Below are 22962 nucleotides of genomic sequence, written 5' to 3'. Positions count from 1 at the left end.
ACCGATGAGGTGTCGCGGCACTGCGTCAGTGACGACGAGCCGGACACCGTGCACATCGAGGTCCATCTGCCCGGCCGGCTGGACCCGGCACGGTTGCGGACCGCGTTCCGGCGGGCGCTGCTGATGCACCCCCGCGTGCTGATGCGGGAAGTGCCCGGCCGCCGGCACCGGCAATCCTTCGTGTGGGAGCTGACCGGCGAACCGGACCGCGACCCGGTACGTTTCGCGCGGCCGGGCCCCGACGCGTTGGGCCGCGCCCGCGCGCGGGCCCTGACGGAATGCCCTTCACTGGCCCTGTCGCCGCCGATGCGCCTGGAAGTCATCGAGGTGGGCGGGGTGAAGGCCGCCGGTGAGCTGCCGGAGGCGGGCTTGCCAGGGGCAAGTTTGCCGAGGGCGCCCCGGACCGTGCTGCTGCTGACGATGCATCACACGGCCCTCGACGCAGGGTCCGGGCTGCGGCTGCTCGCCACGACCGCGGAACAGTACGGCGATTCGGCCGCTCTCCCCGTCCCCGGGCCGGTTCGGCCGGCCCCCTCCGGGCCGGCCCCGACGGGCGGCACGGGCCGCGTGGTGTGCGCGCGGCCCGTGCGAATCGCCCCGGACTCCCGCCCCGAGCCGGTACGGGCCCGCGCCGTCGGCAACGGCATGCTCCAGGTGGAACTGCCTATTCCGCCGCGTGTGGGTGGAACGGGCGGGCTCGCACCGTGGACCGTCAACGACCAACTGCTGGTCGCCGCGACACTGATGGTGGGCCGCTGGAACGTCTCGCAGGGCCGTCCGGCCGGTCCGGTGCGGATCACCATGCCCGTCGACGACCGCCCGCGCGGCAGAGGGATGCCCATGGGGAACGGAACCCGGCTCGTCGAGGTGCCTATGACCTCCGAGGACCCGCGCGACTCGGACCTGCTGCTCGGTGAGCGGCCGGACCTGGCGGCCGTGACCCGGTTGCTGCGCACCACCGCTCGGCGCACCCGCGCGCTCAAGTCGGCCCACGGCGCACCGCTGGGGCCCGGGACGAGCCTGTTGACGGCGCCGCTGCTGCCGGTCGGGCTCCGGGGCACCCTCACCCGTGGCGCGCGGCGGGCGGCGGCGCCCTGGACATCGACGGTGCTGGTGACCAATATCGGGCGCATTCCGTACGCGCTGGACTTCGGTGACGCCGGCCGGGCGAAGGCCGTGTGGTTCTCCGCACCCGCGCGGATGCCGCGCGGGCTGAGTGTGGCGGCGGCTTCCACCGGCGGGCGACTGCATGTGACCCTGCGCTGGTCGCGGGCGCTGCTCGGTGACGCATCGGGTGCGTACTTGACCGGCCTGTTCGAGCAGGCGCTTTCGGCAACGTCACGGGTCACCCGGCCCGGATCGAACGCTGGGGATTGTGGACCGGAAACCGACGCACCGGAGGCGGACGTCACCACTCCGGATACCACCACTGCGCACGCGGAGGCGCCCGGAGCTCGAGGGAAGGCCCGCCGACCCGTCGGGCCGCACGACCGCGACGCGCCGTGTCCGGACCCGACACCAAGTGGAGACCGCTCCGCCCGGCAGAACCATGCGAGGCCGTCATGACCCGCTCACCCCACTGCTCCGCCGCCATGAAGTCGCCGGAGGCGGTCATACCTTCGCCGACCCGGCCCGTTCCCGGGCTGCGGGACTTCTACGAGGACCCCGCCGTCCCCGTCGCCTCCGGCGAAGCTCGTAGTCTGCGCCAGGCCCGGATGCTGGCCGACGCGCTCGGGCCCGCAGGGCCCGGCCACCCGGCTGCGACCGTGCTCGACGTGGGCTGCGGCGACGGTTCGGCGGCCGCGACCGCCGCCCGCGAACTGAACGGGCACCGCATCGTGGGAGTCGACTGGTCACAGGGCGCGCTGCGCCGGGCGGCGCCGCGCCTGAGCCATGTCGTCCGCGGCGAGTTGACCGGTGGTGGGCTGCCGTTCGCCTCCGGCAGCGCCGACGCCGTGCTCTTCAGCGAGGTCGTCGAGCACCTCGTCGACCCCGACAGCGCACTCGACGAACTGCACCGGGTGCTGCGGCCCGGGGGACATCTGATGCTCTCCACGCCCAACCTCGCCGCCTGGTACAACCGCGGACTGCTGCTCGCCGGAGTCCAGCCGGTGTTCTCCGAAGTGAGTCTGCGCCACATCCACGGCAGGCCGGGCAGCCAGGTGGTCGGCCATCTGCGCCTGTACACGGCACGCGCGCTGCGCGAGTTCGTGGCGGCGTGCGGGTTCGAGGTGGTGACGGTCGCCGGTGCGCCGTTCCACGGAGTGCCGCGCCCACTCCGCCCGCTGGACCGCTTGGCCTGCCGCCTGCCGTCCCTCGCCTCCATCCTCCTGGTGCACGCGAGGAAGGTGTAGCCCGTGGTGTGGGGAGTGGCCGCCGCACTGGTGGCGAACGTGCTGTACAGCACCGGCTTCGTCCTGGAGAAGCGGGCTTTGGCCGGCATGCCGCCGCTCAGTGCCGCACAGCCGGGCCGGGCCCTGCTCCTGCTGGCGGGCAGGCCCTTGTGGATCTGCGGCGCCACGGCGCTCGCCCTGGGGTTCGCCGCTCAACTGGCCGTCTACCGCACACTTCCGATCGCCGCCGCCCAGGGTCTGTTCCTGTCCGGGCTGGTCCTCCTGCTGGTGCTCTCGTCGGTGGTGCTCGGTGAGCGACCTTCCGGCCGTGAGCGACGTGCGGTGGCCGTCATCGGCCTGGCCCTGGTCATGGTCGTGTCCTCGCTGTACGGGAGCAGCGAGGAGATCAGCCACAGCGCGCCCGCGGGCATCCTGCTGGCACTGTGCCTGCCGACAATCACGGCCGGACTGCTCCTGTACGCGGCCGCGGAACGGCGAGCCCGCCGACGTCACCGGCAGCCGACCACCGGAGTGGCCTACGCGGTGGCGGTCGGCCTGCTGTACGGGGTCAGCTCGCTCGCCATCAAAGGCATCTCCGGGCACCTGGGCACCTCGCACCTCCAAGTCTCCGTACCGGCCCTGCTCGCCTCCCCCTACCCGTACCTTCTGCTGTTGACGGGGAGCAGCGGACTGGTGCTCTCGCAGACCGCCCTGCAGCGCTGCCGAGCGTCACTCATCGTCCCGGTGTGCTCGACCGTCACCTGCGTGTTCACCATCGTCAGCGGCACGATCGCGTTCAGTGAGCCGCTGCCCGAAGACCCGCTGCGGCTGTTGCTGCGCATCGGCGGCACCGCGTTGGCCCTTACGGTCCTGCTCACCCTGCCGCGACACGACGCGGCCTCCCCCACATCCGAAGGAACCCTGCCATGAAGCCTGACAGCCCGCTGCTGAAGATCCTCGCCTGCCCGCTCGACAAGGGCCCGCTGATCCTCGACGAGACCGGGGGCGCTCTCTACAACCCGCGCCTGCACCGCCGCTATCCGATCATCGACGGCATTCCGCAACTGCTCCCTTCCTCCGGCGAGCCCGTCGTCGAGCAGGAAAACGACGCACTGCCGGCCGGACTGCCCGACTCCGCCTGAACGCAGAATTGACGTCCTCCCCGCCCTGAAGGACGGGGATGGCTGCTTTTATGGCTGGGTGATCAAGCTGCTGTATGCCTGCGGGTCAAAGCGGGGCTCCCGGCCGCGGGTAGGTCACCCGGTCACCGGGCATACGAGGACAGGTCCCGGGTCGTTTGCTGGGGGTGATTCCACCGAAGAACATCTCCCCCGTAGTGCGCAGTTCACGTGGTGCCGACTCCCCCGCACGCCTGCCCAGACCCGCAGCGGTGCAGCCAGAGGGTGGCGGCCGGGGAGAGACCAGGTTGGACCTCTTCGCTGACGTGCTCGAGGAGCTGGTGCAGGGGCTGGAGCGTGTTCAACATCGGCCAGGAGTGCGGGCCGATGCGGGGCCCTCGGGCACGGCGAGGCCGCACAGGCCGGCAGCGGGCGGATGACGCTTGGCGGGTCACGCCGTACAGCTTCGCCAGTGCCGCGGCCGACTGCTGCAGACGCAGGCGGGCCACGATGGCCAGGCGCCGGTCGGTGAAGCCCGGCTTGTGATCCATCCGGCTGCGGCGGCCCGCTTGCGCTCTTCGTCACGACGCTCACGCAGCCCGGATGCGCATCGCTTGCATAGGGCGCTTGCCCGGAACCCCGCTAAGGCGACCTGTTCAGTGTTGAACCCCGCCGCGTCGGTCGGCGGGGCTCACAGGCCCGGGATGACTGCAGAAGGTGGGCGCTTCCAGTAGGTTTCCGTGCAAGCGAAAGGTGCACCCGGCCGTACCGCGCTGGGATGCCCGGGAAGCCGACGGTCAGAGCTTGTCGCCGCTCCGCGGGTGCGCCGTGGGATTCAGGTCTACCGGGGGCATCGCTAATTGCGTCGAGCGTGGTAGCAGCCTCTTCGCAATCGCCCGGCGCAGGCAACTACTGTGGCGGTTGTCACCCAGGCCACGGCCAGGCAGTCGGCGACAAGCCCATTCCACTTCTCCGCTGGGTGGGGAGTGGGCCAGGCCCTTCCGCCGTTACGGGGCCGGAAGCTCAGCGACCACGTAAACAGCCAATCTCGTGGGCCGTGAGGACAACGGCTGCGTAGTCCCCGGTCCGCTGGGACTACCGCTCGAAGAGGTTACCGGTTCTTCCAGCGGTACCCGCCTCGGTGACAGCCCCGGCCAGGGGGGCGGGGACGAGGGCGGGGCTGTGGCCGTCTCTGGGCTCTGTGGGTGCGGGCTGATCTTGCCGGTGCTCTTCGTCGAGGTGGGGGGCATGAATCGTGACGCGATGCGCAGATGTATCGGCATGGAGTGTGTGATGTATCGAAGTGATGGCAGTCCTCAGGCGGCGGAAGTGGTGGAGAGCAGCGAGGGCGCGTTGAAGCGGCTGCGCGACGCGCCGGAGGGGACGTTCTGCTGGATCCGCATGGCTGATCCTTCGGCGCCGGAGGTGGAGGCGCTGGCCGGTGAGCTGGGCCTGCATCCCTTGGCGGTGGAAGACGCGGTTCAGGCGCACCAGCGGCCCAAGCGTGAGCGCTTCGGCGATGTGCTTTCGGTTTCGCTGAAGACGCTGTGGTACGTCGAAGAGAGCTCGCAGGTCGAATCCGGCGAGGTCATGATCTTCCTCGGCCCAAACTTCGTCCTCACCGTCCGCCACGGGAAGGCAGACCCCGCATCCGAAGCCGCTCGCCGACTCGATCGCGACCCCGCCATGCTGGCATTGGGCCCGGTGGCGGTGCTGCATGCCGTCCTGGACGTGACCGTGGACACCTACACCGCCATCGCCGACGAGGTACGCAGGGATCTGACCGACCTGGAGCGCCGGGTCTTCTCCTCGGTGCGCGAGGACGTGATCGAAGAGGTGTACACCCTCAAACGGGAGGTGTTGGAGTTCCGGGACGCTGTGCAGCCCCTGGTGCCGGTCGTCCAGGATTTCGCCGGCCCACGCTCGGGCTGGCCCGAGGAGGCCATGGCGTACTTCCGGGACGTCGCTGACCACGTACACCGCACCGACACCGAGGTCCGGTCCCTGGACGAGCTGCTCAACTCCGTCCTGGACGCCCACCTGGCGCGGGTGGGGACGTGGCAGAACGACGACATGCGCACCATCTCCGCCTGGGCCGCCATCTTCGCCCTGCCCACCCTCATCGCCGGCCTCTACGGCATGAACTTCGCCCACATGCCCGAGCTGGAATGGACCTACGGCTACCCCCTCGCGATCGCGGCCATGGTCAGCGCGTGCGCCCTGCTCCGCCACCTCTTCCGCCGCAACGGCTGGCTGTAAGTCCGCCATGGGGGCACCGGGCTCCTCACCGAATCGGCTGACGGGCGGCCCGGGCGGGCACGACGGAGGCAACGTCTGTGTCGCTCACTGGTCGTGGCGGGCCCGTTCGGTGCCCGTTGCTGCGGTCTGTGTGGGGAGGACTGGCAGAGGGCTGGTACAGGAAGCGCAGCGGCGCGCCTCGGTGGGCACGGGGCTGAGGCATTCGGGGCATTCTCGTTTGGGTGCCTGGACGTCGTGGTTGGGTGCGAAGCGCTCGTGCAGCTTGTTCACCGGCAGGACCACGAGGAAGTACAAGGCGGCGGCGACGAGGAGGAAGCTGATCGTGGCGTTGACGAACGCACCGTAGGGGAAGTCGGTGTTGCCGGCCGTGAAGGTCTTTCGGCTGACGTCGCCGGTGACCCCGGTCGCCAGTCCGACCAGCGGGGTCAAGAATGCCCGGACGAAGCCGTTCACCACGGCCGTGAAGGCTGCGCCGATGACGATGCCGACGGCCAAGTCGACCACGTTGCCGCGCAGGATGAAACTGCGGAAGCCTTTCATTGGTACTCCTCCATCTCTGTGCGTCCCCATGGCGGCGGGGGTTGAGTCTGCTGTTCCCCTGCTCCCTGTCCACTGCCCGGCGAACGCGCACCGCTTGGGCTGTCCACTCCTCACAGTGGTGCCCGCAGTCCTCGTGAGCGTTCTCCTCGGCGGTTTACTCTCCCGCTGTACGGGCCAGTGTCCGCAGAAGGTGTGGGCGCGAGCGATAACGTCCTCGACCATGTGCTGGGCCGTGTCCGTGTGCGGCGAGGGAGCGACCGCGAAGTGGGCGGCGAGCCCGCAGCACCCACCGATGGCGGCAGCCGCCACCAGATGTCCGATGCAGTCGAACTCTCCGCCCCCGCCTGCGAACGCGAAGAGGGCCACCACAGGGACCTGAGCGCCCTGCCCTGCCCTCCCAGAAGGCGGAGTCGCGGTCCCATCAGAGCGATGAATGTCAGGACCCCCACGCTCCAGACGTGGACACCGGCGGTGCTTCCGAACGCCGCCGCTACCGCTATCCCGAGCGCCGTCGCCCCCAGGTACTGTGCCGAGTCCCACATCGACCGGTAGACCGTGGACTGCTGGGCCAGCAGTGCGGTGAATGCAGCGAAGGCCGTGACCGTGGACGGCAACTGCCACGAGCCCACGCACCAGGCAGCTGTGACGGCGGCGGCTCCCTTGACTTGCATCAGCAGCCCGTCCCGCTCCTCACCCGGCCCCCGCACCACCCGGCGCACAAACCGCCACGGGCTCTTCACCTTCCGCCGCCACCACGGACCGACCGCGCCAGCCTGGTGCCAGGCCCGGCTTCTACTTCGCTGCAAAGCACGCCGACCCGGCTCAGCTGCTGGCATGGGCAGCGACAGACGGCCGCACATGGGAGCAATGCCCGCCACCGGCTGCCTTGGGGATACGCATCCGGCGCAGCAGATCCCGGGTCAGGCGTTGGTCGAGCGTGGTGCGCCAGGTGACACCCGGATGCCGGGAGCGCAGATGCGACAGCGCCCTGGTGCCCAGCCCGCTGTCCCGGAACGGTTCGTCCAGGACCACGTTGGTGATCACGCCCTCGGCACACTCATCACACGCCTGATAGCTCACCCGCCCGACCACCTTGCGGATGTGCACCAACAGCAGGCAGTCCTCGTCCGCACCCTCGTGGGCGGCAGACTGCAGCAGTTCGATGTCGCGATAGGCCAGCAGCCTGCGGTGCCACCTGCCCCAGCGCCGTCCAGAGCGCCGGTGCCTGCCCTCCCCCCGCCCCCGTGAGGCGCCAGCCTGCAGTCCGGGCAACCGTCCCTGCGCGGTGATCATGACCATCGTGCGGTTTCGCAGCATGCAGATGCAAGTGCCCCGATAGCAGGGACCGATGTATGCGCTAAACCATGGACACGTCACGCCACCGCGGCAACGGGGAGCTTGAGCCAGCAGATCGGTGATGAGGCACCGCGGGTAGCAGGCGGCACCCATCGCGGTGTTGGTGCTCCTGCATCTGAAGCTCCCACCCTCTGCCCTCAGTTTCCGATCTGGACACGCTTCATCGATGCGAGTCCCGCGGGGAGGACGAAGGTCAGGACCGCAGGTGCTGCAACGCAGACCTCTGCAGGTGGACCACAGCACCAACAGAAACGTCCTATGTCTGCCCGGGCACGGACGCGGGACGGTGTGATCGCTACAGTCTCGGGTAAGCGGGCAGGCATGCTCAAGCATCGACGTGTACGGGTGGCGTGCGTACTGCTCATCGGCTGGGTGTCGCTGGCTGCCGTCGAACGGCGGGCGGAACAGGCACCCTGGCCGGAAGCGGTGGCGAATGGATTGTTGTGGTCGTGTGTGTTGGCGGGTACCTGGTGGTTTGTCGATATGACGCAGGGCCGGTCGTCAGGAGCAGCTACTGCCCTCGCGGTGAGCAAGTCTGCTACGAGCAGCGACCCCATAGAGAAGGGGGTGCGCGCGAGGCCGTCCGCCTCGCCTGTCGACGACTCGAAGGATGCGGCCGGATAGGGGCCCTGGCCGGGCGGCGTACCCGAGCTTCGATGGGCGGGGACCATGAGGATGTGGAGAACCGGTGAAGCTGACCGGAGGCGTGATGCTGATACACGGCGGTCGCCTGTCATATCGGGCCAGCCGACACGATGCCGCTAGGGCTGAACTTTGGACGTCGTTTCTCATGGCGTGATCTCGTTGAGTAGTGCATGACGGATCTGGTTGAGCGGCTGGTGCCGGACGAGTTGTGGGTGTTGTTCCGGCGGGTGGTTCCGCCGACAGAGGTGGTGCGTCCCGCCCCACAACGTGACGCTCTCGGTGATCGACCACGTCGAAACGCGGCGGTCGGCCGCGACGGGAGCCTGGTCTCTGGCGGTTGCGCGCCTGGTGGGCCCCGTCCGGGATGTGCCGCCGATCCCGCGGCGGCGCAGGTACACGCGCTTCCTGCGGGAGGCGTGCGCCTTGTTCGCCCCACACGATCGGGGCGGACGCGTGGCCGACCGGCCCGGTGCGGGGCGTGCCGGATCTTCTCCGACACGGGCTCGAACTGCCGTGCGCCCCCGCGCGGCCCGGCCGTCACCACGATCGACATTGGTTTCTGGCCTGCTCGACGTCCAGGTGCAGCTTGGTGGTGAACCCGCCGCGCTAACGTCCCAGCCCGTGATCCCCCGGCTCGGTGAACAGGCCACCTGACGGTTCCTTCGGCAGGTCACCTGCTTGCGATCGCACCCTTTGCGTCGGCCAGTGAACGAACACTCTCACCCGCGCCGCCAGTCACACAGGCGGACTGACTTCGTCCTGGCGACTCTCAGAGCCGCACGACGGACGGATACTGTTGGCTTCCCCTCGGCCTGGGCTCGGAAGAACACCGCAAAAAAGATGGCTCGAGGCACAGCTATTGGTATCGGTCCACATCACCGTTCGCCAGAACGCGGGTGAGAAGGTTGCGAACGAACCGGTCCCGCGTCAGCCGCCTCGTGCTCTTCCACCTCCTTCCACCTCACGTAACCGTCGCCGCTCGCGTCGACTATGCAAGGTTCATTCGATGACCGGCCGGACGGGTGCAGCGCTCCTGGGCCGCCGGGACCGCTCAGCAGACGGCGAGGCCGACTTTGGTGTAGTAGCGCTCCAGGTGTGCCGGGTCCTGTGTAGCCAGGCCGATGTGACCGTCGGGGCGGATCAGGAACAAACCCGTGCCGAGGGCCTGCGCCAGGGCGCCGCCGGTCACCTGCAGGGTACGGACAGCCGGCGGTACGGGGGGCGGTGCGCTGTCCACTGCGAGCAGGGTGAAGTGGGGGCCGGCGAGCAGTTCGAAGAGCTGTCGTGGGGTGTCATGGGCGGCTGCGTCCGCCGGGGTGAATGTGAGGTCGGGGGCGCGGTCACCAGCTTGGAGGGCCGCGGGTGTGAGCTGTTCGCGGGCTTCGGTGCTCAGGGGACTGTCGCGGTAGTGGACCGGCAGGAGGGTGAGGCGCCCTCGGTGGCGGGCGCGCACGCGGCTTCCGTCGGGTTTGCGGCCGAGGCGGTAGAGCTGGGCGCTGATGTCAAGGACGTCGTGGGCGGCAGGGCGGCGTTCGGCGTCATAGCTGTCCAGCAACGTGTCTGGAGCGTGGTGGTGCAGGACCTGGCCCAGTTTCCAGCCCAGGTTGTAGGCGTCGTGGACGCCGATGTTCAGGCCTTGGCCGCCGCCGGGCGGGTGGACGTGCGCGGCGTCGCCCGCGATGAAGACCCGTTTGTCGCGGAAGCGTTCGGCCAGTGCTGTGCGGGGCTTGTAGGAGGAGGTCCACTGGACGTCGGTGACGGCCGCTGGGGGCAGGTGGGTGCGGGTGGCGATCAGTTCCCGGATCCGTTGCGGGCAGGGGTCGCCCTCCTCGTCGCCGACCGGGGTGGTGAGCTGAAACTGGTCGGTTCCGGGCAGCGGGCAAAGGAGTAGTTCACCGCCCGGCCCGTCCGGCCACGTGTGCCAGTGGTCGCGGTCCAGACCGTCGACGCGGACGTCCGCGACCACCGCGGCGTGCAGTGCGCCGCCCTCGGCCTTCATCTTGATGCCCAGCGCCTCGCGGACGGTGCTGCGTCCACCGTCGGCGCCGATCAGGTAGGGCATGTTCAGGGTACGGCGGCTGCCGTCGCTCTGTGTCAGCTCGGCCTGCACCAGTTGGTCGGTTTGATGCAGGGCCGTCAGCCGGGTGCCGTATTCCACCGCCCCGCCCAAGGCCAGGAGCCGGTCCTGCAGGATTTGCTGCGTCCGCCATTGCGGCACCAGCCACTGCACCGGATACCGCGTCACGGGCGCCTGCGGGTCGCGTTCCACCAACCGCCATTCGCCGTCTCGGCGGCCGTTGCGCCAGGTCTGCATGGGCGGAAGGGGCCTACCGGCCTCCCGTAGCGCGTCCATGACACCGATGTCGTCCAGGACCTCCTGGGTGCGCGGCTGCAGGCTCAGACCGCGTGAGCCGCTGAACGGCCGGTCGGCCGCCTCGACGACGAGGGTGCGTACGCCACGCCGGACAAGGTCGACCGCGAGGGCGAGGCCGGTCGGGCCGGCACCAACAATGAGAACGTCAATGGCGTTCCTTGACGCATTTTGGGGAGAGGGGTGGGCGGGCATTACTCACCGCTTTCTGCCGTAGGCCACGGCCTAGAAGGAGTGCGGTTTCTTTGCGCACGTCAGCACGCAATGCCTTACGGGTCCGACCTTCCCGTTGATGGGGTGGCTTTGTCAGCCGACCACCCGCCTGCACCCGCATGGCCGGACGACCCGCCCGGCACCCGGATAGTGCCGCGCCGCCCCTGCCACTTCCAATCCAGCGACGGACTGAAGTTCGATCCAATGTTGATCCATCCCGTGGACCAGGGCCATCACAAGGACGACCAGCCCCAGAGGCGCCAGGGACTCGACGACAACCGCTGACGCGCACGACACCCGACGTTGCCGCACTCCCCCGGCCAGGCCCTTCCGCCGGTGTTTCCGCTGGTACCACATTGCCCAGGTTCTGCTCTGGCAGTTCACGATGCCCGGAGCCAGGGGCAGCGGCTGGCAGTTGCTCCCATTCGACCTGCGCTGCTGCGCTCCCGGCAGGGAAACAGACATCACGGCATCGTTTCCCGGGAGCCGGGCGGCTGCCCTTGTGCAGCTGCCGTCGGACACCGGGCTGGACGGCGTTGTGGGACCTGTGGGGGTGCCTCAGCCCCAAGGTGTCTCAGGCGGCGCAGCTCCGACAGACGAGACGTGACGGGCGTCGCGGCCAGGTGCCGCAGCGGTCGTTCAGAGGTGGCCGTCCAGGAACTTCCGTACCTCGGCGATGGTCATAGGGCCCGTGCCGTGCGCCACCGCCTCTCCCTCTTTCAGCAGCACGTAGGACGGGGCGCCGGTGATCCCGTATCGCTCGGTTGCGGCCGGACAACGCGTGATGTCGGCGCGGACGGCCGTCAGGCGGCCCGCGTAGTCGTCGGCGATACCGCCCACGACGAGGTCCATCACCCGGCAGGGCTCGATTGCCTTGGGCCATGTCCCGGTGAAGTATGCGAGGACCGGAACTTCGCTCATCCCGAGGATGAAATTGAACTCCGCGTCCTCACGGGGTCGGTGAACCGCCATGGAAGCTCCTGACCTCACGTCCGTTATTCCATCCCCATCATCCCTCGGGCGGTGTGCCAGGCCGGCCCGGTCGGTCGTCCGTTTGACCTGTCGGAAGGGAGGCACAGGGGCCGTCGCAGAACCACGGCGGTCCTCCGCGCGAGCGGCCCGGCCCCCGCCCCTGGTGACCCGGCCCGGCCGCGCCGCCGGTCACCCGGCTGCAGCCCGCCGCGCGCCCGTGGGTCGGCTCGTGCCCCCGACGGACTTCTCGAGGCCTTGTCTGGTCTGCACATCACCCCCCGGGTCTCAGCTGGCCAATACCGCTCTTCCCCCGGGCCGCATGAGCCAGCTGACGGCATCGAGAACGAGGCACGATATTGGACCGCTAGCGGACGCAGTCGTGGACGGTCGAAGTACGCGTCAGCTGACCCGAAGACCGAGCGCCAGCGTCAGTTCAAGGACCTGGTGTGGCGATGCGAGATCCGGAAACAGCTCCCGCAGCTGCGACATCCGGTACCGGACTGTCTGGGGATGGACGAACAACGCCGCTGCCACCTCGTCCCGCCTGCCCTGGTGCAGCAGCCACGCCCGCAACGTTTCCTCCAGCCGCCGTGCGGTCGCGGCAGGCAAGGTCCGCAACGGTGCGAGGGCTCGGGCACGCAGGTCTGCGAACGCGTCCGCGTCGGCGCTCAGCACCAGCTCGGGCAGGTGGTCCTCAGTGTCGCGAATGTCAGAGCAGAGGGAGCGCGCGCGTACGGCTCGTGCGTACGAGGCGGACGCACGAGTCCATGGCCGGGCCGGGCCGACCACTGCGGCGCGGTCGGTCAGCTGCCGCAAGAGATGTGATCGGTCGGCATCGGGGACGAGCAGGACACCGGTGGTGTCCTGCAGATCATCGAGGAGGAGGGTGCTCGGGTCGAGCGTGCGGTAGGCAGGCCGGGCCTGGGCGGCGGGCAGCAGGACCGCGGTCAGCGAAACCGGCGGCTGCCATCCGGCCCGTTGAGCGGAGACCAGCAGCACGTCCGGGCTCGCACCGGCGAGGAGGTCGCGGGCCAGGTGTTCCAGGTGGCGCTCGTGGTCCCTGCCCCGGGCGGCCAGTTCGTCGGCGTGGCCTGCGGCGCTCGCGGCGGAGAGCTCGTCGATGTAGGCGAAGGTCAGCTCGGCGAACTTGGCGACCTCGGCGGCGGGCAGACCTGCGGGTACGGCGCCGGCCGCGAGGCATCGCCAGGCCACGCGGGCACCGACGCGGTAGGCGCCGAGCAGGGCGTCCATCGAACGGCCGTCGCGGACCTCGCCGCGGCCCAGTTCGTAGGCCGCGTCGCCGCCATCGCCGCCCGTGGCCTTCCCGCTCGCGAGGTCCAGGTAGTGTCCCAGGGCGGTGCGGACGGCTCGGCGGATGGTGGCGCCCATGTGGCCCGAGAGGGCGTTGGCGTAGGGAGGGACCTCGTCGATGATCGCCTGGACAACCTCGTCGGCGGTGGTCTTCAGCGCGGCCCGCAGTGCGGTGACCGTCGTCTCGTCCAGGGCCAGTTCGCTGGCCCTCTGGATTGCATGGCTCACGTTTCTATTCCCTGCGAACAATTCTGCCAGCCAGATTTACGTCCTGTGGTCAGGACTTTACGCCTTGAGGCGCAGCAAGCTGGAGCCATGACGAGTACAGCCCTGCGCAGCAGGGCGCAGAAGCTACTGGAGATGGTCACGACGCCGCTGCTGCCGTCTGACTACCTCGACCTGATCAGCCCGCTGCGCGCCGGCGCGGACCTGCGGGGGCGCATCGAGGCCGTGCACCCCGAGACGGGTGACGCCGCGACCATCGTGATCAGACCGGGAAAAGGTTGGCGCGGCCACACGGCCGGGCAGTACGTGCGGATAGGAGTCGACGTCGACGGGGTGCGCCTGTGGCGTGCCTACTCGCTCACCTCGCCGCCCAGCCGCAAGGACGGCCGCGTCACGATCACCGTGAAGGCGATCCCGGACGGCAAGGTCAGCAACCACCTGGTCCGCAGGGCGAAACCGGGCACGCTGATCCAGCTCGACCAGGCGACCGGTGACTTCGTGCTGCCGCAGGCCAAGCCCGCCAAGGTGCTCTACCTGACGGCCGGCAGCGGCATCACGCCCGTCATGGGCATGCTGCGCGCCACTGAACTCGACGACGTCGTCATGGTCCACTGTGCGCCCCAGCCGCACGACGTGATCTTCCGCAACGAACTGCATAATCTGGCCGCGGACAAGAAGCTGCAGCTCACCGAGGTGCACACCGACACAGACGGCATGCTCGACATCGCCCGTCTCGACGAACTCGTGCCCGACTGGGCCGAGCGCGAGACCTGGGCCTGCGGGCCCGCGGGCCTGCTCGACGCCGCCGAGGAGCACTGGATGGAGCACGGCCTCCAGGAGCGCCTTCACACCGAACGCTTCCGCCCCAGCATCGTCGTCGCCGGCGACGGGGGCGAGGTCACGTTCAGCGCCACCGGCAAGACCGTCGACGCGGATGGCGCAACGCCCTTGCTGGACGTCGGCGAGGAGGCCGGCGTGCTCATGCCCTCCGGGTGCCGCATGGGCATCTGCTTCGGCTGCGTCACGCCGCTGAAGGCGGGCGCTGTCCGCGACCTGCGCACCGGCGACATCACCGAGGCCGAACCGGGCGTCCTCATCCAAACCTGCGTGTCCGCCGCCGCGGGCCCCTGCGACATCGAACGGTAGGAACACCTTGACCGCAATCGACCCCACCGCCCACCTGAGCGCGGAGCAGATCGAGGAACTGGGCCGCGAGCTGGACGCGATCCGCGACGAGGTGATCGCCGACCGCGGCGAGAAAGACGCCGCCTACATCCGCAAGGTCATCTCGGCGCAGCGCAAGCTCGAGCTGGTCAGCAGGGGCGTGCTGCTGTTCTCGATCTTCCCGCCCGCGTGGCTGATCGGCACCGCCGGGCTGTCCGTGGCCAAGATCATGGACAACATGGAGATCGGCCACAACATCCTGCACGGCCAGTGGGACTGGATGCGGGACCCGAAGATCCACTCCACCACCTGGGAGTGGGACCACGTCTCGCCGGCCGACCAGTGGAAGCACTCGCACAACGAGCTGCACCACACCTACACCAACGTGATCGGCAAGGACAACGACCTCGGCTACGGCATCATGCGCGTCGACGAGGACCAGAGGTGGCACCCGTTCCACCTCGGCCAGCCGCTGTGGAACTTCATCAACGCCTGCTTCTTCGAGTACGGCATCGCAGCGTACGACCTGGAGCTCGGCAAGAACCTGAACAAGCGCCGCCGCAAGAACCCGGAGTTCCGCGCACGGGCCAAGGCCGTGGGCCGCAAGATCCGCAAGCAGGTGCTCAAGGACTACGTGATCCACCCGCTGCTGTCGGGTCCGTCGTTCCTCCCCACACTCGCCGCCACGTTCACCGCGAACCTCGTCCGCAACCTGTGGACCCACTCGGTGATCATGTGCGGGCACTTCCCCGAGGGCGTGCAGGTCTTCGAGCGCCGGTCGATCAAGGGCGAGACGCGCGGCCAGTGGTACCTGCGCCAGATGATGGGTTCGGCGAACATCAGCGGCAGCAGGGCCATGCACTTCATGACCGGCAACCTCTCGCACCAGATCGAGCACCACCTGTTCCCGGACCTGCCGAGCAACCGGTACGCCGAGGTCGCGGTGAAGGTGCGCGCACTGTTCGAGAAATACGAGCTGGAGTACGTCACCGGGCCGCTGCCCAAGCAGGTGTTCTCCGCGTGGCACAAGGTCTTCCGGCTCTCGCTGCCGAACAAGAAGCCCAACGTCAAGACGCCGGACCGCGAGCAGGAGCTCGTCGCGGCCTGATCCCGGTAAGGGTTGAGATCTCTCGGCCGTACCGGCGGCACCGCCCGTTTCAGTGAGATCCGTTGCGGACGGTGGGCGGCCGCGACGTCAGACCGCACGGCACGGGATCCGGGGCAGCATAATGTCCGACTGCGCTGCCTGAACGTGCACCAATAGCTCGCACACAGCCCCCGGCGAGGTGTTTAGTGCTGACCTGCCGTGGTCGGGCCGGAAGTCGGGGGCGTACGCGCAGTCGGTTTGCCGACGGGCGGGCTGGGTGGAAGGCAGCGGCTGGGACGTGGGGCAGGGGCGGGCACCTCCCTGACCCGCACCACGAGCAGTGCCAGAGCGTCGTCCGGCGGCTCGTGCGACAAGGCGCCCAGGACGCTCTGCCCGATCTCGACGACCGGCCGACCGCTGTCAACGCCCTCCCGCGCGCCGGACTGCCTCCAATTGCCACTCGGAGCCGTCGGTGTCCTGCAGGCGCTGCGCGATGAACGGATGCAGCGGGCCCGCACGGTGGTGGAAACCGTAGTGGCTCCGCACCGGTGACCACATAGCGGCACCCGGGCCCGGGTCGCGGCAGCCGCGGCGCAGGCGTACTCGAGGAAGGAGTTGATGATGTCGACGGCCACCCTGGAGGTGAGAATCGCGCTCGCCTTCCCGTAGATCCCGCCGACCACGTCGGCGTGAGCGCGGGGCTCGGCGCACCGGGGACGCTGCGGCGAAGCGGTATGAGGCAGACCGGTGTTGGGCACGCCGGCCGGAGCGGCCACTGTCGAGATCAGCGAGCCGGCCGCGAACCCTGCCCCGATCATCCGCTCCACGCTGCCCCGCCGCTCCGTGATCGCCCGGTCGGTATCGACGGGCCGGACCGCAGAGCTGCGGGACGGCAACGAGATGTCACGAGCAGCAGGTGCAGCCCGGCGTGCCGCCGCGCGCGTCTGCCTCGGCCGCAGCAGTCCCGACCACAGGGATCGGGGTGTTCCCGGTGGGTGCGCAGCAGCCTTTGCCCTGCCAGGCGTCGCGGCCTTCCTTGGCCGCGACGGCGGCGATGACCAGGGCGGCAACCGGGTCGGCCCAGGACCACCCGAGGGTGGCGTTGAGGAGCAGGCCGAGAAGGAGGACAGCGGAGAGGTACGTGCACAGCAGGGTCTGCTTGGAGTCTGCGACCACGCTTGCGGAGCCGAGTTCGCGGCCTGCGCGGCGTTGGGCTGCGGACAGGAACGGCATGATCGCCAGCGACAGGGCGGCGATGACGATGCCGGGGACGGAACGGTCGGCCTCTGCGGTGCCGGCCAGGGCCCGGACGGCGTCGACGCCGACGTAGGCGGCGAGGGTGAAGAAGGAGAGGGAAATGATCCGCAGGGTCGTTCCCTCCCGGCCGTCGCGCACGGCGGATTCGCGAGGGGAGAACTGCCAGGCGACCGCCGCGGCGGAGGACACCTCGATCACGGAGTCCAGCCCGAAGCCGATCAACGCGGTAGAAGAGGCGATGGTGCCGGCGGTGATCGCGACGATCGCCTCAATGGCGTTGTACGTGATCGTGGCCGCAACCAGCAGACGTATTCGCCTGGCGAGCGCGTCACGGCGGGCCGGGGACGGTCCGAGGGATATCGCCGTCATCTCAGCAGCAGTCCTTCGTAGCGGCGCTCGCACAGGTTTGGTCGGAGTCGACCGCGACCACAGCGGCGAGCAGATGGTCCAGGGCGTGGCCGAGGCGGGGGTCGGCGAGCTCGTAGCGGGTGCGGCGCCCATCGGGCACGGCGACGACGAGGCCACAGTCACGCAGGCAGGCCAGGTGGTTGGACAGGCGGGTGCGGGAGACGCCGAGCGCATTGGCGAGGTCGGCGGGGTAGTCCGGCGCCTGACGCAGCGCGAGAAGGATGCGGCAGCGGATCGGGTCGGCGAGCGCGCGGCCGAAACGGGCCAGCACCTCGATGTCGGAGGAGACGGTCAGCACCCCACGAGAGTACAGCGAATCGTGAATTCACGGAGACATGGATGATAGCGACCAGTCCGGTGGGGCCTAGGATCGGCCCACCGGCCAGCAGGGAGAGGGCTGACAAACGTGACGGGCGACGCTAACGACCGGTCATAACCGGGTGCCCACCTGCCCGGCACCCCTTACAGCCGCCGTGCGACCTGCGCTTAGGCGCGTTCGACCGCCGCCCGGCCGTGCACGTGCATCAGCGCCAGGTGGAACAGCGCGGGAGCCAGCGGCGCCCATCGGCGGATCCGGTCCGCACTCAGGAGGTACCGGGTGACGTCCGCCGCGCGGAAGGGAACGAACTCCGTCGCCTGGCGCTCCCACCGGTCGGCGACGCCCCGGCTCAGACGGGCCTCGACGTCGAGCACGAACGCCAGAAGGGCGAGCGAGTACTCGTTCGGCTCCAGGGAGAGTTCCTCGCGCATGCCCCGCCGGGCGACGGCGTACAGGTCGGGCACGTCGGGGCCGGCGGAGTCGGTGTGGCGGGACAAGCCCTCGTTCACGGAGGACTTCCACACGCCGGTTGCTCTGCGACGCGGTCACTGCGGCGGCTTACCACCAGCATGTCGTCGGCGGTAACGACAGCGACGTTCGCGGCGAAGCAGGACTGGAGGAAGGCCGGGGCCCGGAGCGGATGATCCGGGTCGAGATAGAGCGAGCGGGGAGTGCCGCCGCCGGGCAGCCTGCGGTCGAGCTGAATGGTGAACACCCCGCACCCCAGGAGAAGCGCACCCGTCCGCACCAGCGCCCCCCACCCCGGACGGGCCGAACGGGGGCCCAGCACCAGCCTGGTCCACAGTGGGGGGCATCCTGGCAGGGCTGGCAGCACTTCGCCCCTGTCCCGTCCCCGACACCGCCCTCACCGGACGCCCTTGCGCGCGCCGTCTGCATCGTGGCACACGCGGTCTCGTTGACCAGCTCGCTCCGCCCAGCACTACTTCCGCTTGTTTCGCATGGCGGCAATAATCACAACCGCTAGGGACACGACAAAAACAGCGACGACGAGGAACCCGTACTCCTCAGCAGAGGAGCCAATAAGGGACAGGTTCACTTGAGATTCTCACCTTCTCCGGTATTTGAATGAGACAACTATAGTCGCTGTCGCCAGCAAAACAGTGATCAGGCCCGGAATTATCCATCCTCCACGCTGTTGGACAATAGCCAGCACGGTGAGGGCAATGAGCCCCACGCAAGCAACCGTCGCAATCAAAATTCCTTGAGTAAATCTCTGCCTATCTTCCACTTCTTCTCTCCCTGATAAGGCTGTGTGGGGACACCCTTTCTGGGTGTCCCCACACAGGTTGTGATCAAGGCTTGGTGCCTGCTCTTCTCTTGTCAGCTACGTGCAGCTGCTGTTCCTGCCGCAGCGGCGCCGCCGAGTCCGGCGGCGAGAACGTGACAACCTGTGATGCCGGCGCCGATGGAAGCGCCAAGAGTGGGAGCTGCTCCTGCGGTGGCCGCCGCCATGCAGATACCTTCGGTTCCTATGGAGGTGAGAATTCCTACCGAAGTGGCGAATGCGGCGTCATTGTCACCTGACAGCGTTTCGTAGGTAAGTTTCCCGAAGTCGAGGGCTCCGGACATGTCAGGGAACGAGAGGAGGCCGCTGGGGTCGATGCGGTTTACGGGGTCGCCTTCGGCGTACAGGTAGGGATTCTTCTCCTGGCCGGAGGGGTCGGGTGAGTTGAAGCGGCCGATGTTGGGGTCGTAGTAGCGGGCCTCGAAGTGGTAGAGGCCGGTGGGGTCCTGGTAGCTGCCGGCGAACCGGTGCGGCTGCGGGACGGTCTCTGATGTCGCGGCGCGGGTGACGCCGCGGGGGCTGTAGGAGTACGAGTTGACCTTGGTGCCCATTTCGTCGGCGAGCGCGATGACGGAGCCGAGTGCGTCGGTGAGGTAGTAGTAGCTCTTGCCCCCGGTCGTCATGGAATTCAGCGTGCCCCCGGGTTCCCGGTTGAATCCCATGTCCACACCGGCCGTTGACTTGGCGGACAGGCCGAGGGGGCCATTGTGGAAGTACGTGTCGCCGAGCTTGATCCGCTCGCTCTGGTCGGTCGATCCGTACTGGCCGGCGTACGTCTTGCCGCCGACGGTCAGCGAGGTGAGTTGGGAGTAGTCCGACCACTTTTCGGCCGTGCGGGCCTGATCCGTCGTGGAGGCTCCGGCGGTTTCGTTTCCGAGCTTGTCGTAGGACCAGCCGGTGGTGACGCCGTTCTTCGCGGTCAGCTGCGAGGCGTCGTTGTACGTGAACGTCGAACCGGTACCGGGGCAGGTGCCGGCGTCGGCCTGGGAGGTGAGGTTGCCGGCCGCGTCAAAGCAGTACACCCACGTGGTCTTCAGCGTGGTGCCGGCCGTCTCCTTGGCCAGGGTCATCCGACCGGCGCTGTCGTAGGTGTACGCCTGCTTGAGACCTGCGGCCGTGTCGGTGCGGGTGCGGACCTTCGATCCGTCCTTGTCCGCCGTGGCCGAGTTGGCGTCGTGGTCGTAGCTGTAGGTGTATGACAGATTGGCCAGCGTGCCCTTGGGCGACGTCGCCTTGATGGCCGTGGGACGGCTCGACTTGTCGAGCGTGACCTCCTGCACGGTGCCGCCGGGGTAAGTGGTCTTGGTGCGGGTGTCGTTGTTGTCGTAGGTGTACGTGGTGATCTTGCCGGTAGGGTCCTTCAGCTCGGCGAGCTTGTTGACCTTGTTCCACGTGTAGTCGGTGACACCCGACGGATCCTCGTAGGTGTCGACGTTGCCCGCCGGGGTGTACGTGAGGCGGGTCTGCGAACCGTTCTGCAGAGTCCGCACCGTCTCACGCGACAGCGGGTCGAAGTCGTAGGCGACAACCCCGGTGCCGTCGGAACGCTGCTTCAGGTTGCCGTCGCCGTCGTAGGTGTAGGTGACGGTGGCGTAATTCGAGCTGTCGACCTTGGTGATCCGGTCACGGTGGTCGTACGTGTAGAGGGTCGTGACTCCGCGCCCGTCCTTGGAGGCGACTGGTCGGCCCAGATCGTCATAGGTGTACGTCGTGATACCGAGCGGGGCGGGCGGGGTGGCCTTGCTCAGGTTGCCCGAGGCGTCGTACGTGAACGAGGTGACTTTGCCGCGGGCATCCTTGACCGTGCAGCGCTGGCCCTCGAACCCGCCGCACGTCGGGGTGGCCTTGTTGTACGTGAAGCTCTGCGTCCCGCCACCGGTACCCGTCACCGCGACGGATGCGGTGTTGCCGGCCGTGTCGTAGGTGAAGTCTGTCTTCTCCCCGTCCGGGGTGCTCATCGACCCGGGCAGGTCCGCTCCGGCGATCGTCTGGTACGGCCCCACGGCCGACGACGCGCCGGTCGGCAGCTTCGCCGAGGTGGGATTGTTCCGCGCGTCCCAGCCATAGGTCGTCACGTTCGCGCCGACGCCGTCCACGCCCATCGCGTCCGTGGCGGTGGCGATGTTCCGGTTGGCGTCATAGGTCCTGGAGCGGGAACGCAGGTTGGCGTCGGTGACCTTGGTGACCTGCCCGTCCGCGTCGTGCTCGTACTTCGTGGCGTGCTGCTCGGGGTCGGTCACCGTCGTCGTACCGGCCTTGGAACCGTCCTCGGACGTGTAGGAGTAGGTGTAGGTAGGCCCGGTGTGGCCCGTTCCGTTGAACTCGGTGGCCCTCAGCATCGAGGTGACCCGGTTGTGGGCGTCGTAAGTGAAGACGGTCACCCGCCCCTCAGGGGTGGTGATCTTCGTCAGACGGCGTGACGAGTCGTAGCCGAAGACGGTGGCCTTGCCCTCGGCGTCCGTCGTCTTGGCCAGGTCGCCTGCCGCGTTCAGATCGAAGAGCGCGGTGCGGCCCGTGTGGTCCTTCGCCTGCCACTGCGACGCGTTGGTCTTCAGCAGGTCCACCCACCGGCCCGAGCGGGTCTCCGTGAGCTTGAAGCCTTTGTGCTCCGTGCCCTCGTCATGCTGCGTGACCGTGATGGAGCCATTGTTGCGGTCGGTGACCTTCGTCAGCGTGCCGTACTGGTTGTAGGTGTCCTTCGAACCTGACTTGCGGGTGGTCACGGTGTACGTGCCGTCCGCGTTCTCCTTCAGGTCCTTCGAGTATCCGGTCGGCGTCTTGTACGTGCCGTCGGCGTTTTTGGCGAAGCGCAAGGCGTCGCCCGTAGCGTCGTACAGGATCACTTCCGTGCCGGAGATGTCGAGGTAGCGCTCGTACCCCTGCCACCACCGCTGCGAGACCTTGCCCCAGGGTGCGTCGAACGAGTTGTACGTCCGCGACAACTGCAGCTTCTGCCCCACACCCGCGACATCGAAGTCAGTACCCGCCAGCATCAGGTTGCCGTTCGAGTAATCAACCCGGGCAACGAGTGAGTCGGTGATGCGGAAGTTCGAGATCTGATGCCACGGCACCGCGCCTTGGCCGACCGGCACGTACGCCGCCTCAGCGGCCTCTGCTGTTGATACCGCGGCCGACGCCGCACCGCTCTTGCTGATACGAGCCTTCTGCGAGGAGCGGGCTCGCTCTTTCTGCTCCGCACGCCACTGGGCCACATCCGTCGACGGCTCGTTCTCGGCCTTCGACGCCACTGGCTTCGTCGAACCGACCTTCACGGGCGGGACCGTCAACTTCGGGGCGTCTTTGCCCCACTTCGAAGTCGAGGGCACCGGATCCGCAACAGGCGCCGAGGAGGCCGGGAGCGCCGAACCACCCAGGGCCGCCACCACCAGCGCCGCGGTCACTGCATATCTTGCACGGAAATGAGCACGCCGAGACGGCGTGCCAGAAACACGCGAATCCATCTACTTCCCCCCACAGGAAGAGAAAGGTGACCGCACCGGTCACCGGAGGCACACACGTTGACACAACCCCCACACGAAGCGCCGTGCCGTACCCCGAAACTTCGAACGCACGCCCGACGGAATCAGCCCCGCCGCTTCCGTGAACGGACGTCGCCAAAGGTTTCAAACACGCCGTCGCGCACACGGATGTCCGGGATGCGGAAGGAAAACATGGCCGGTAACAGTCGACGCACGCCCGCTCCGTCTCCGGCGCAGCGGGTGGGGACGGCACCAGCGCTCTCGGTGCGAGGAATACGGTGCGGCATGAAGCAGCGGGCGGGCCAGGAGGAGCGCCCATCACAGTGTGCGGAGCCGGGCTCGCCCGCGTACGACCAGAACGCCACGCGCAACGCCCACGACAACATCACAACAGCGCACAGCATGACCGGCGGCTAAGACCGTGTCCTATGTGGTGAGTCGGGCAAGTCGTTTGTAGCAACAGAGAGCGGCGGCGAGGCCAAGAAAGGCCAGGTAGTTGCGGGAGTGGCGTTCGTAGCGGTGGTTGAGCCGGCGGTATCCGGTCAGCCAGGACATGGTGCGTTCGATGACCCATCTGCGGCGCCCCAGTCGTTCGCTGG

At 68.5% G+C, this 22962-nt stretch carries 20 protein-coding genes; 9 read left to right on the top strand and 11 right to left on the bottom strand.

The window, feature by feature from the left end:
• Positions 1–9 precede the first annotated feature (9 nt).
• The 5 genes from AC07FK_RS32240 to AC07FK_RS32220 all read left to right on the top strand — a co-directional run bounded on the left by AC07FK_RS32240 (position 10) and on the right by AC07FK_RS32220 (position 5710).
• On the top strand, positions 10–1566 hold the full coding sequence (locus AC07FK_RS32240) for a condensation protein (protein ID WP_479108469.1): 1557 nt from the start codon (positions 10–12) through the stop codon (positions 1564–1566).
• A gap of 26 nt (positions 1567–1592) precedes the next feature.
• On the top strand, positions 1593–2354 hold the full coding sequence (locus AC07FK_RS32235; protein WP_479108500.1) for a class I SAM-dependent methyltransferase: 762 nt from the start codon (positions 1593–1595) through the stop codon (positions 2352–2354).
• A gap of 3 nt (positions 2355–2357) precedes the next feature.
• Complete coding sequence (locus AC07FK_RS32230; RefSeq protein ID WP_479108468.1) at positions 2358–3263, top strand: DMT family transporter; 906 nt, start codon at positions 2358–2360, stop codon at positions 3261–3263.
• Positions 3260–3475: a Trm112 family protein gene (locus AC07FK_RS32225; RefSeq protein WP_479108467.1), complete on the top strand. Its 216-nt coding sequence runs from the start codon at positions 3260–3262 to the stop codon at positions 3473–3475. Before AC07FK_RS32230 ends, AC07FK_RS32225 begins: the two co-directional genes overlap by 4 nt.
• A 1200-nt stretch (positions 3476–4675) precedes the next feature.
• Positions 4676–5710, top strand: a complete 1035-nt coding sequence (locus tag AC07FK_RS32220; protein WP_479108466.1) for a magnesium and cobalt transport protein CorA — start codon at positions 4676–4678, stop codon at positions 5708–5710.
• Positions 5711–5794: 84 nt separating this feature from the next.
• Here the strand turns inward: AC07FK_RS32220 and mscL are convergent, their stop codons facing one another.
• The 6 genes from mscL to AC07FK_RS32190 all read right to left on the bottom strand — a co-directional run bounded on the left by mscL (position 5795) and on the right by AC07FK_RS32190 (position 13346).
• A complete protein-coding gene (gene mscL, locus AC07FK_RS32215) occupies positions 5795–6250 on the bottom strand; it encodes a large conductance mechanosensitive channel protein MscL (protein ID WP_479108465.1) in 456 nt (151 codons plus the stop codon).
• Between the two features lie 110 nt (positions 6251–6360).
• On the bottom strand, positions 6361–6921 hold the full coding sequence (locus tag AC07FK_RS32210) for an aromatic acid exporter family protein (protein WP_479108499.1): 561 nt from the start codon (positions 6919–6921) through the stop codon (positions 6361–6363).
• A gap of 151 nt (positions 6922–7072) precedes the next feature.
• On the bottom strand, positions 7073–7549 hold the full coding sequence (locus AC07FK_RS32205; RefSeq protein WP_479108464.1) for a hypothetical protein: 477 nt from the start codon (positions 7547–7549) through the stop codon (positions 7073–7075).
• 1753 nt (positions 7550–9302) lie between these two features.
• Positions 9303–10817, bottom strand: a complete 1515-nt coding sequence (locus AC07FK_RS32200; RefSeq protein WP_479108463.1) for an FAD-dependent oxidoreductase — start codon at positions 10815–10817, stop codon at positions 9303–9305.
• A gap of 657 nt (positions 10818–11474) precedes the next feature.
• Positions 11475–11807: a thioredoxin family protein gene (locus tag AC07FK_RS32195; RefSeq protein ID WP_479108462.1), complete on the bottom strand. Its 333-nt coding sequence runs from the start codon at positions 11805–11807 to the stop codon at positions 11475–11477.
• Positions 11808–12206: 399 nt separating this feature from the next.
• The gene (locus tag AC07FK_RS32190; RefSeq protein WP_479108461.1) at positions 12207–13346 is read right to left on the bottom strand and encodes a PucR family transcriptional regulator; all 1140 of its coding nucleotides are present in this window, start codon (positions 13344–13346) and stop codon (positions 12207–12209) included.
• Positions 13347–13433: 87 nt separating this feature from the next.
• Between AC07FK_RS32190 and AC07FK_RS32185 the strand changes: the two genes are divergently transcribed.
• From AC07FK_RS32185 to AC07FK_RS32175, 3 genes are read left to right on the top strand one after another with little or no spacing between them, the layout of a single operon-like run.
• Positions 13434–14489 carry a ferredoxin reductase gene (locus AC07FK_RS32185; protein ID WP_479108460.1) on the top strand — a complete coding sequence of 352 codons (1056 nt, stop codon included), beginning with the start codon at positions 13434–13436 and terminating at the stop codon, positions 14487–14489.
• 7 nt (positions 14490–14496) lie between these two features.
• The gene (locus tag AC07FK_RS32180; protein ID WP_479108459.1) at positions 14497–15615 is read left to right on the top strand and encodes a fatty acid desaturase family protein; all 1119 of its coding nucleotides are present in this window, start codon (positions 14497–14499) and stop codon (positions 15613–15615) included.
• Between the two features lie 12 nt (positions 15616–15627).
• The gene (locus tag AC07FK_RS32175; protein WP_479108458.1) at positions 15628–15771 is read left to right on the top strand and encodes a DUF6207 family protein; all 144 of its coding nucleotides are present in this window, start codon (positions 15628–15630) and stop codon (positions 15769–15771) included.
• Between the two features lie 726 nt (positions 15772–16497).
• Here AC07FK_RS32175 and AC07FK_RS32170 read toward each other — a convergent pair.
• The 4 genes from AC07FK_RS32170 to AC07FK_RS32155 all read right to left on the bottom strand — a co-directional run bounded on the left by AC07FK_RS32170 (position 16498) and on the right by AC07FK_RS32155 (position 22156).
• Entirely contained in the window at positions 16498–17220 is a 723-nt protein-coding gene (locus AC07FK_RS32170; RefSeq protein WP_479108457.1) for a cation efflux transmembrane domain-containing protein, read from the bottom strand.
• A 1-nt stretch (position 17221) separates the two neighbouring features.
• Positions 17222–17557 (bottom strand): ArsR/SmtB family transcription factor, encoded by a 336-nt coding sequence (locus AC07FK_RS32165; protein WP_479108456.1) that lies wholly within the window; start codon positions 17555–17557, stop codon positions 17222–17224.
• 188 nt (positions 17558–17745) lie between these two features.
• Positions 17746–18087: a hypothetical protein gene (locus AC07FK_RS32160; protein WP_479108455.1), complete on the bottom strand. Its 342-nt coding sequence runs from the start codon at positions 18085–18087 to the stop codon at positions 17746–17748.
• Positions 18088–18919: 832 nt separating this feature from the next.
• Positions 18920–22156: an RHS repeat-associated core domain-containing protein gene (locus AC07FK_RS32155; RefSeq protein WP_479108454.1), complete on the bottom strand. Its 3237-nt coding sequence runs from the start codon at positions 22154–22156 to the stop codon at positions 18920–18922.
• Between the two features lie 492 nt (positions 22157–22648).
• Between AC07FK_RS32155 and AC07FK_RS32150 the strand changes: the two genes are divergently transcribed.
• The gene (locus AC07FK_RS32150; protein WP_479108453.1) at positions 22649–22780 is read left to right on the top strand and encodes a hypothetical protein; all 132 of its coding nucleotides are present in this window, start codon (positions 22649–22651) and stop codon (positions 22778–22780) included.
• A gap of 9 nt (positions 22781–22789) precedes the next feature.
• On the opposite strand, the gene AC07FK_RS32145 is transcribed toward AC07FK_RS32150, so the two are convergent.
• Positions 22790–22962 (bottom strand): transposase (locus AC07FK_RS32145; RefSeq protein WP_479108498.1); only part of this gene is annotated, 173 nt, incomplete at its 5' end.

Source organism: Streptomyces sp. NPDC046122, assembly GCF_056429965.1.
Note: the sequence above shows the minus strand (reverse complement) of the source record. Positions and strands in the feature narration are given on the sequence as shown.

Coding starts and splice junctions, on each gene's coding strand:
- AC07FK_RS32235 (WP_479108500.1), top strand. CDS start 1,593: ATGAAGTCGCCGGAGGCGGTCATACCTTCGCCGACCCGGCCCGTTCCC.
- AC07FK_RS32225 (WP_479108467.1), top strand. CDS start 3,260: ATGAAGCCTGACAGCCCGCTGCTGAAGATCCTCGCCTGCCCGCTCGAC.
- mscL (WP_479108465.1), bottom strand. CDS start 6,250: ATGAAAGGCTTCCGCAGTTTCATCCTGCGCGGCAACGTGGTCGACTTG.
- AC07FK_RS32210 (WP_479108499.1), bottom strand. CDS start 6,921: ATGCAAGTCAAGGGAGCCGCCGCCGTCACAGCTGCCTGGTGCGTGGGC.
- AC07FK_RS32205 (WP_479108464.1), bottom strand. CDS start 7,549: ATGGTCATGATCACCGCGCAGGGACGGTTGCCCGGACTGCAGGCTGGC.
- AC07FK_RS32200 (WP_479108463.1), bottom strand. CDS start 10,817: ATGCCCGCCCACCCCTCTCCCCAAAATGCGTCAAGGAACGCCATTGAC.
- AC07FK_RS32195 (WP_479108462.1), bottom strand. CDS start 11,807: ATGGCGGTTCACCGACCCCGTGAGGACGCGGAGTTCAATTTCATCCTC.
- AC07FK_RS32185 (WP_479108460.1), top strand. CDS start 13,434: ATGACGAGTACAGCCCTGCGCAGCAGGGCGCAGAAGCTACTGGAGATG.
- AC07FK_RS32170 (WP_479108457.1), bottom strand. CDS start 17,220: ATGACGGCGATATCCCTCGGACCGTCCCCGGCCCGCCGTGACGCGCTC.
- AC07FK_RS32150 (WP_479108453.1), top strand. CDS start 22,649: ATGAAGCAGCGGGCGGGCCAGGAGGAGCGCCCATCACAGTGTGCGGAG.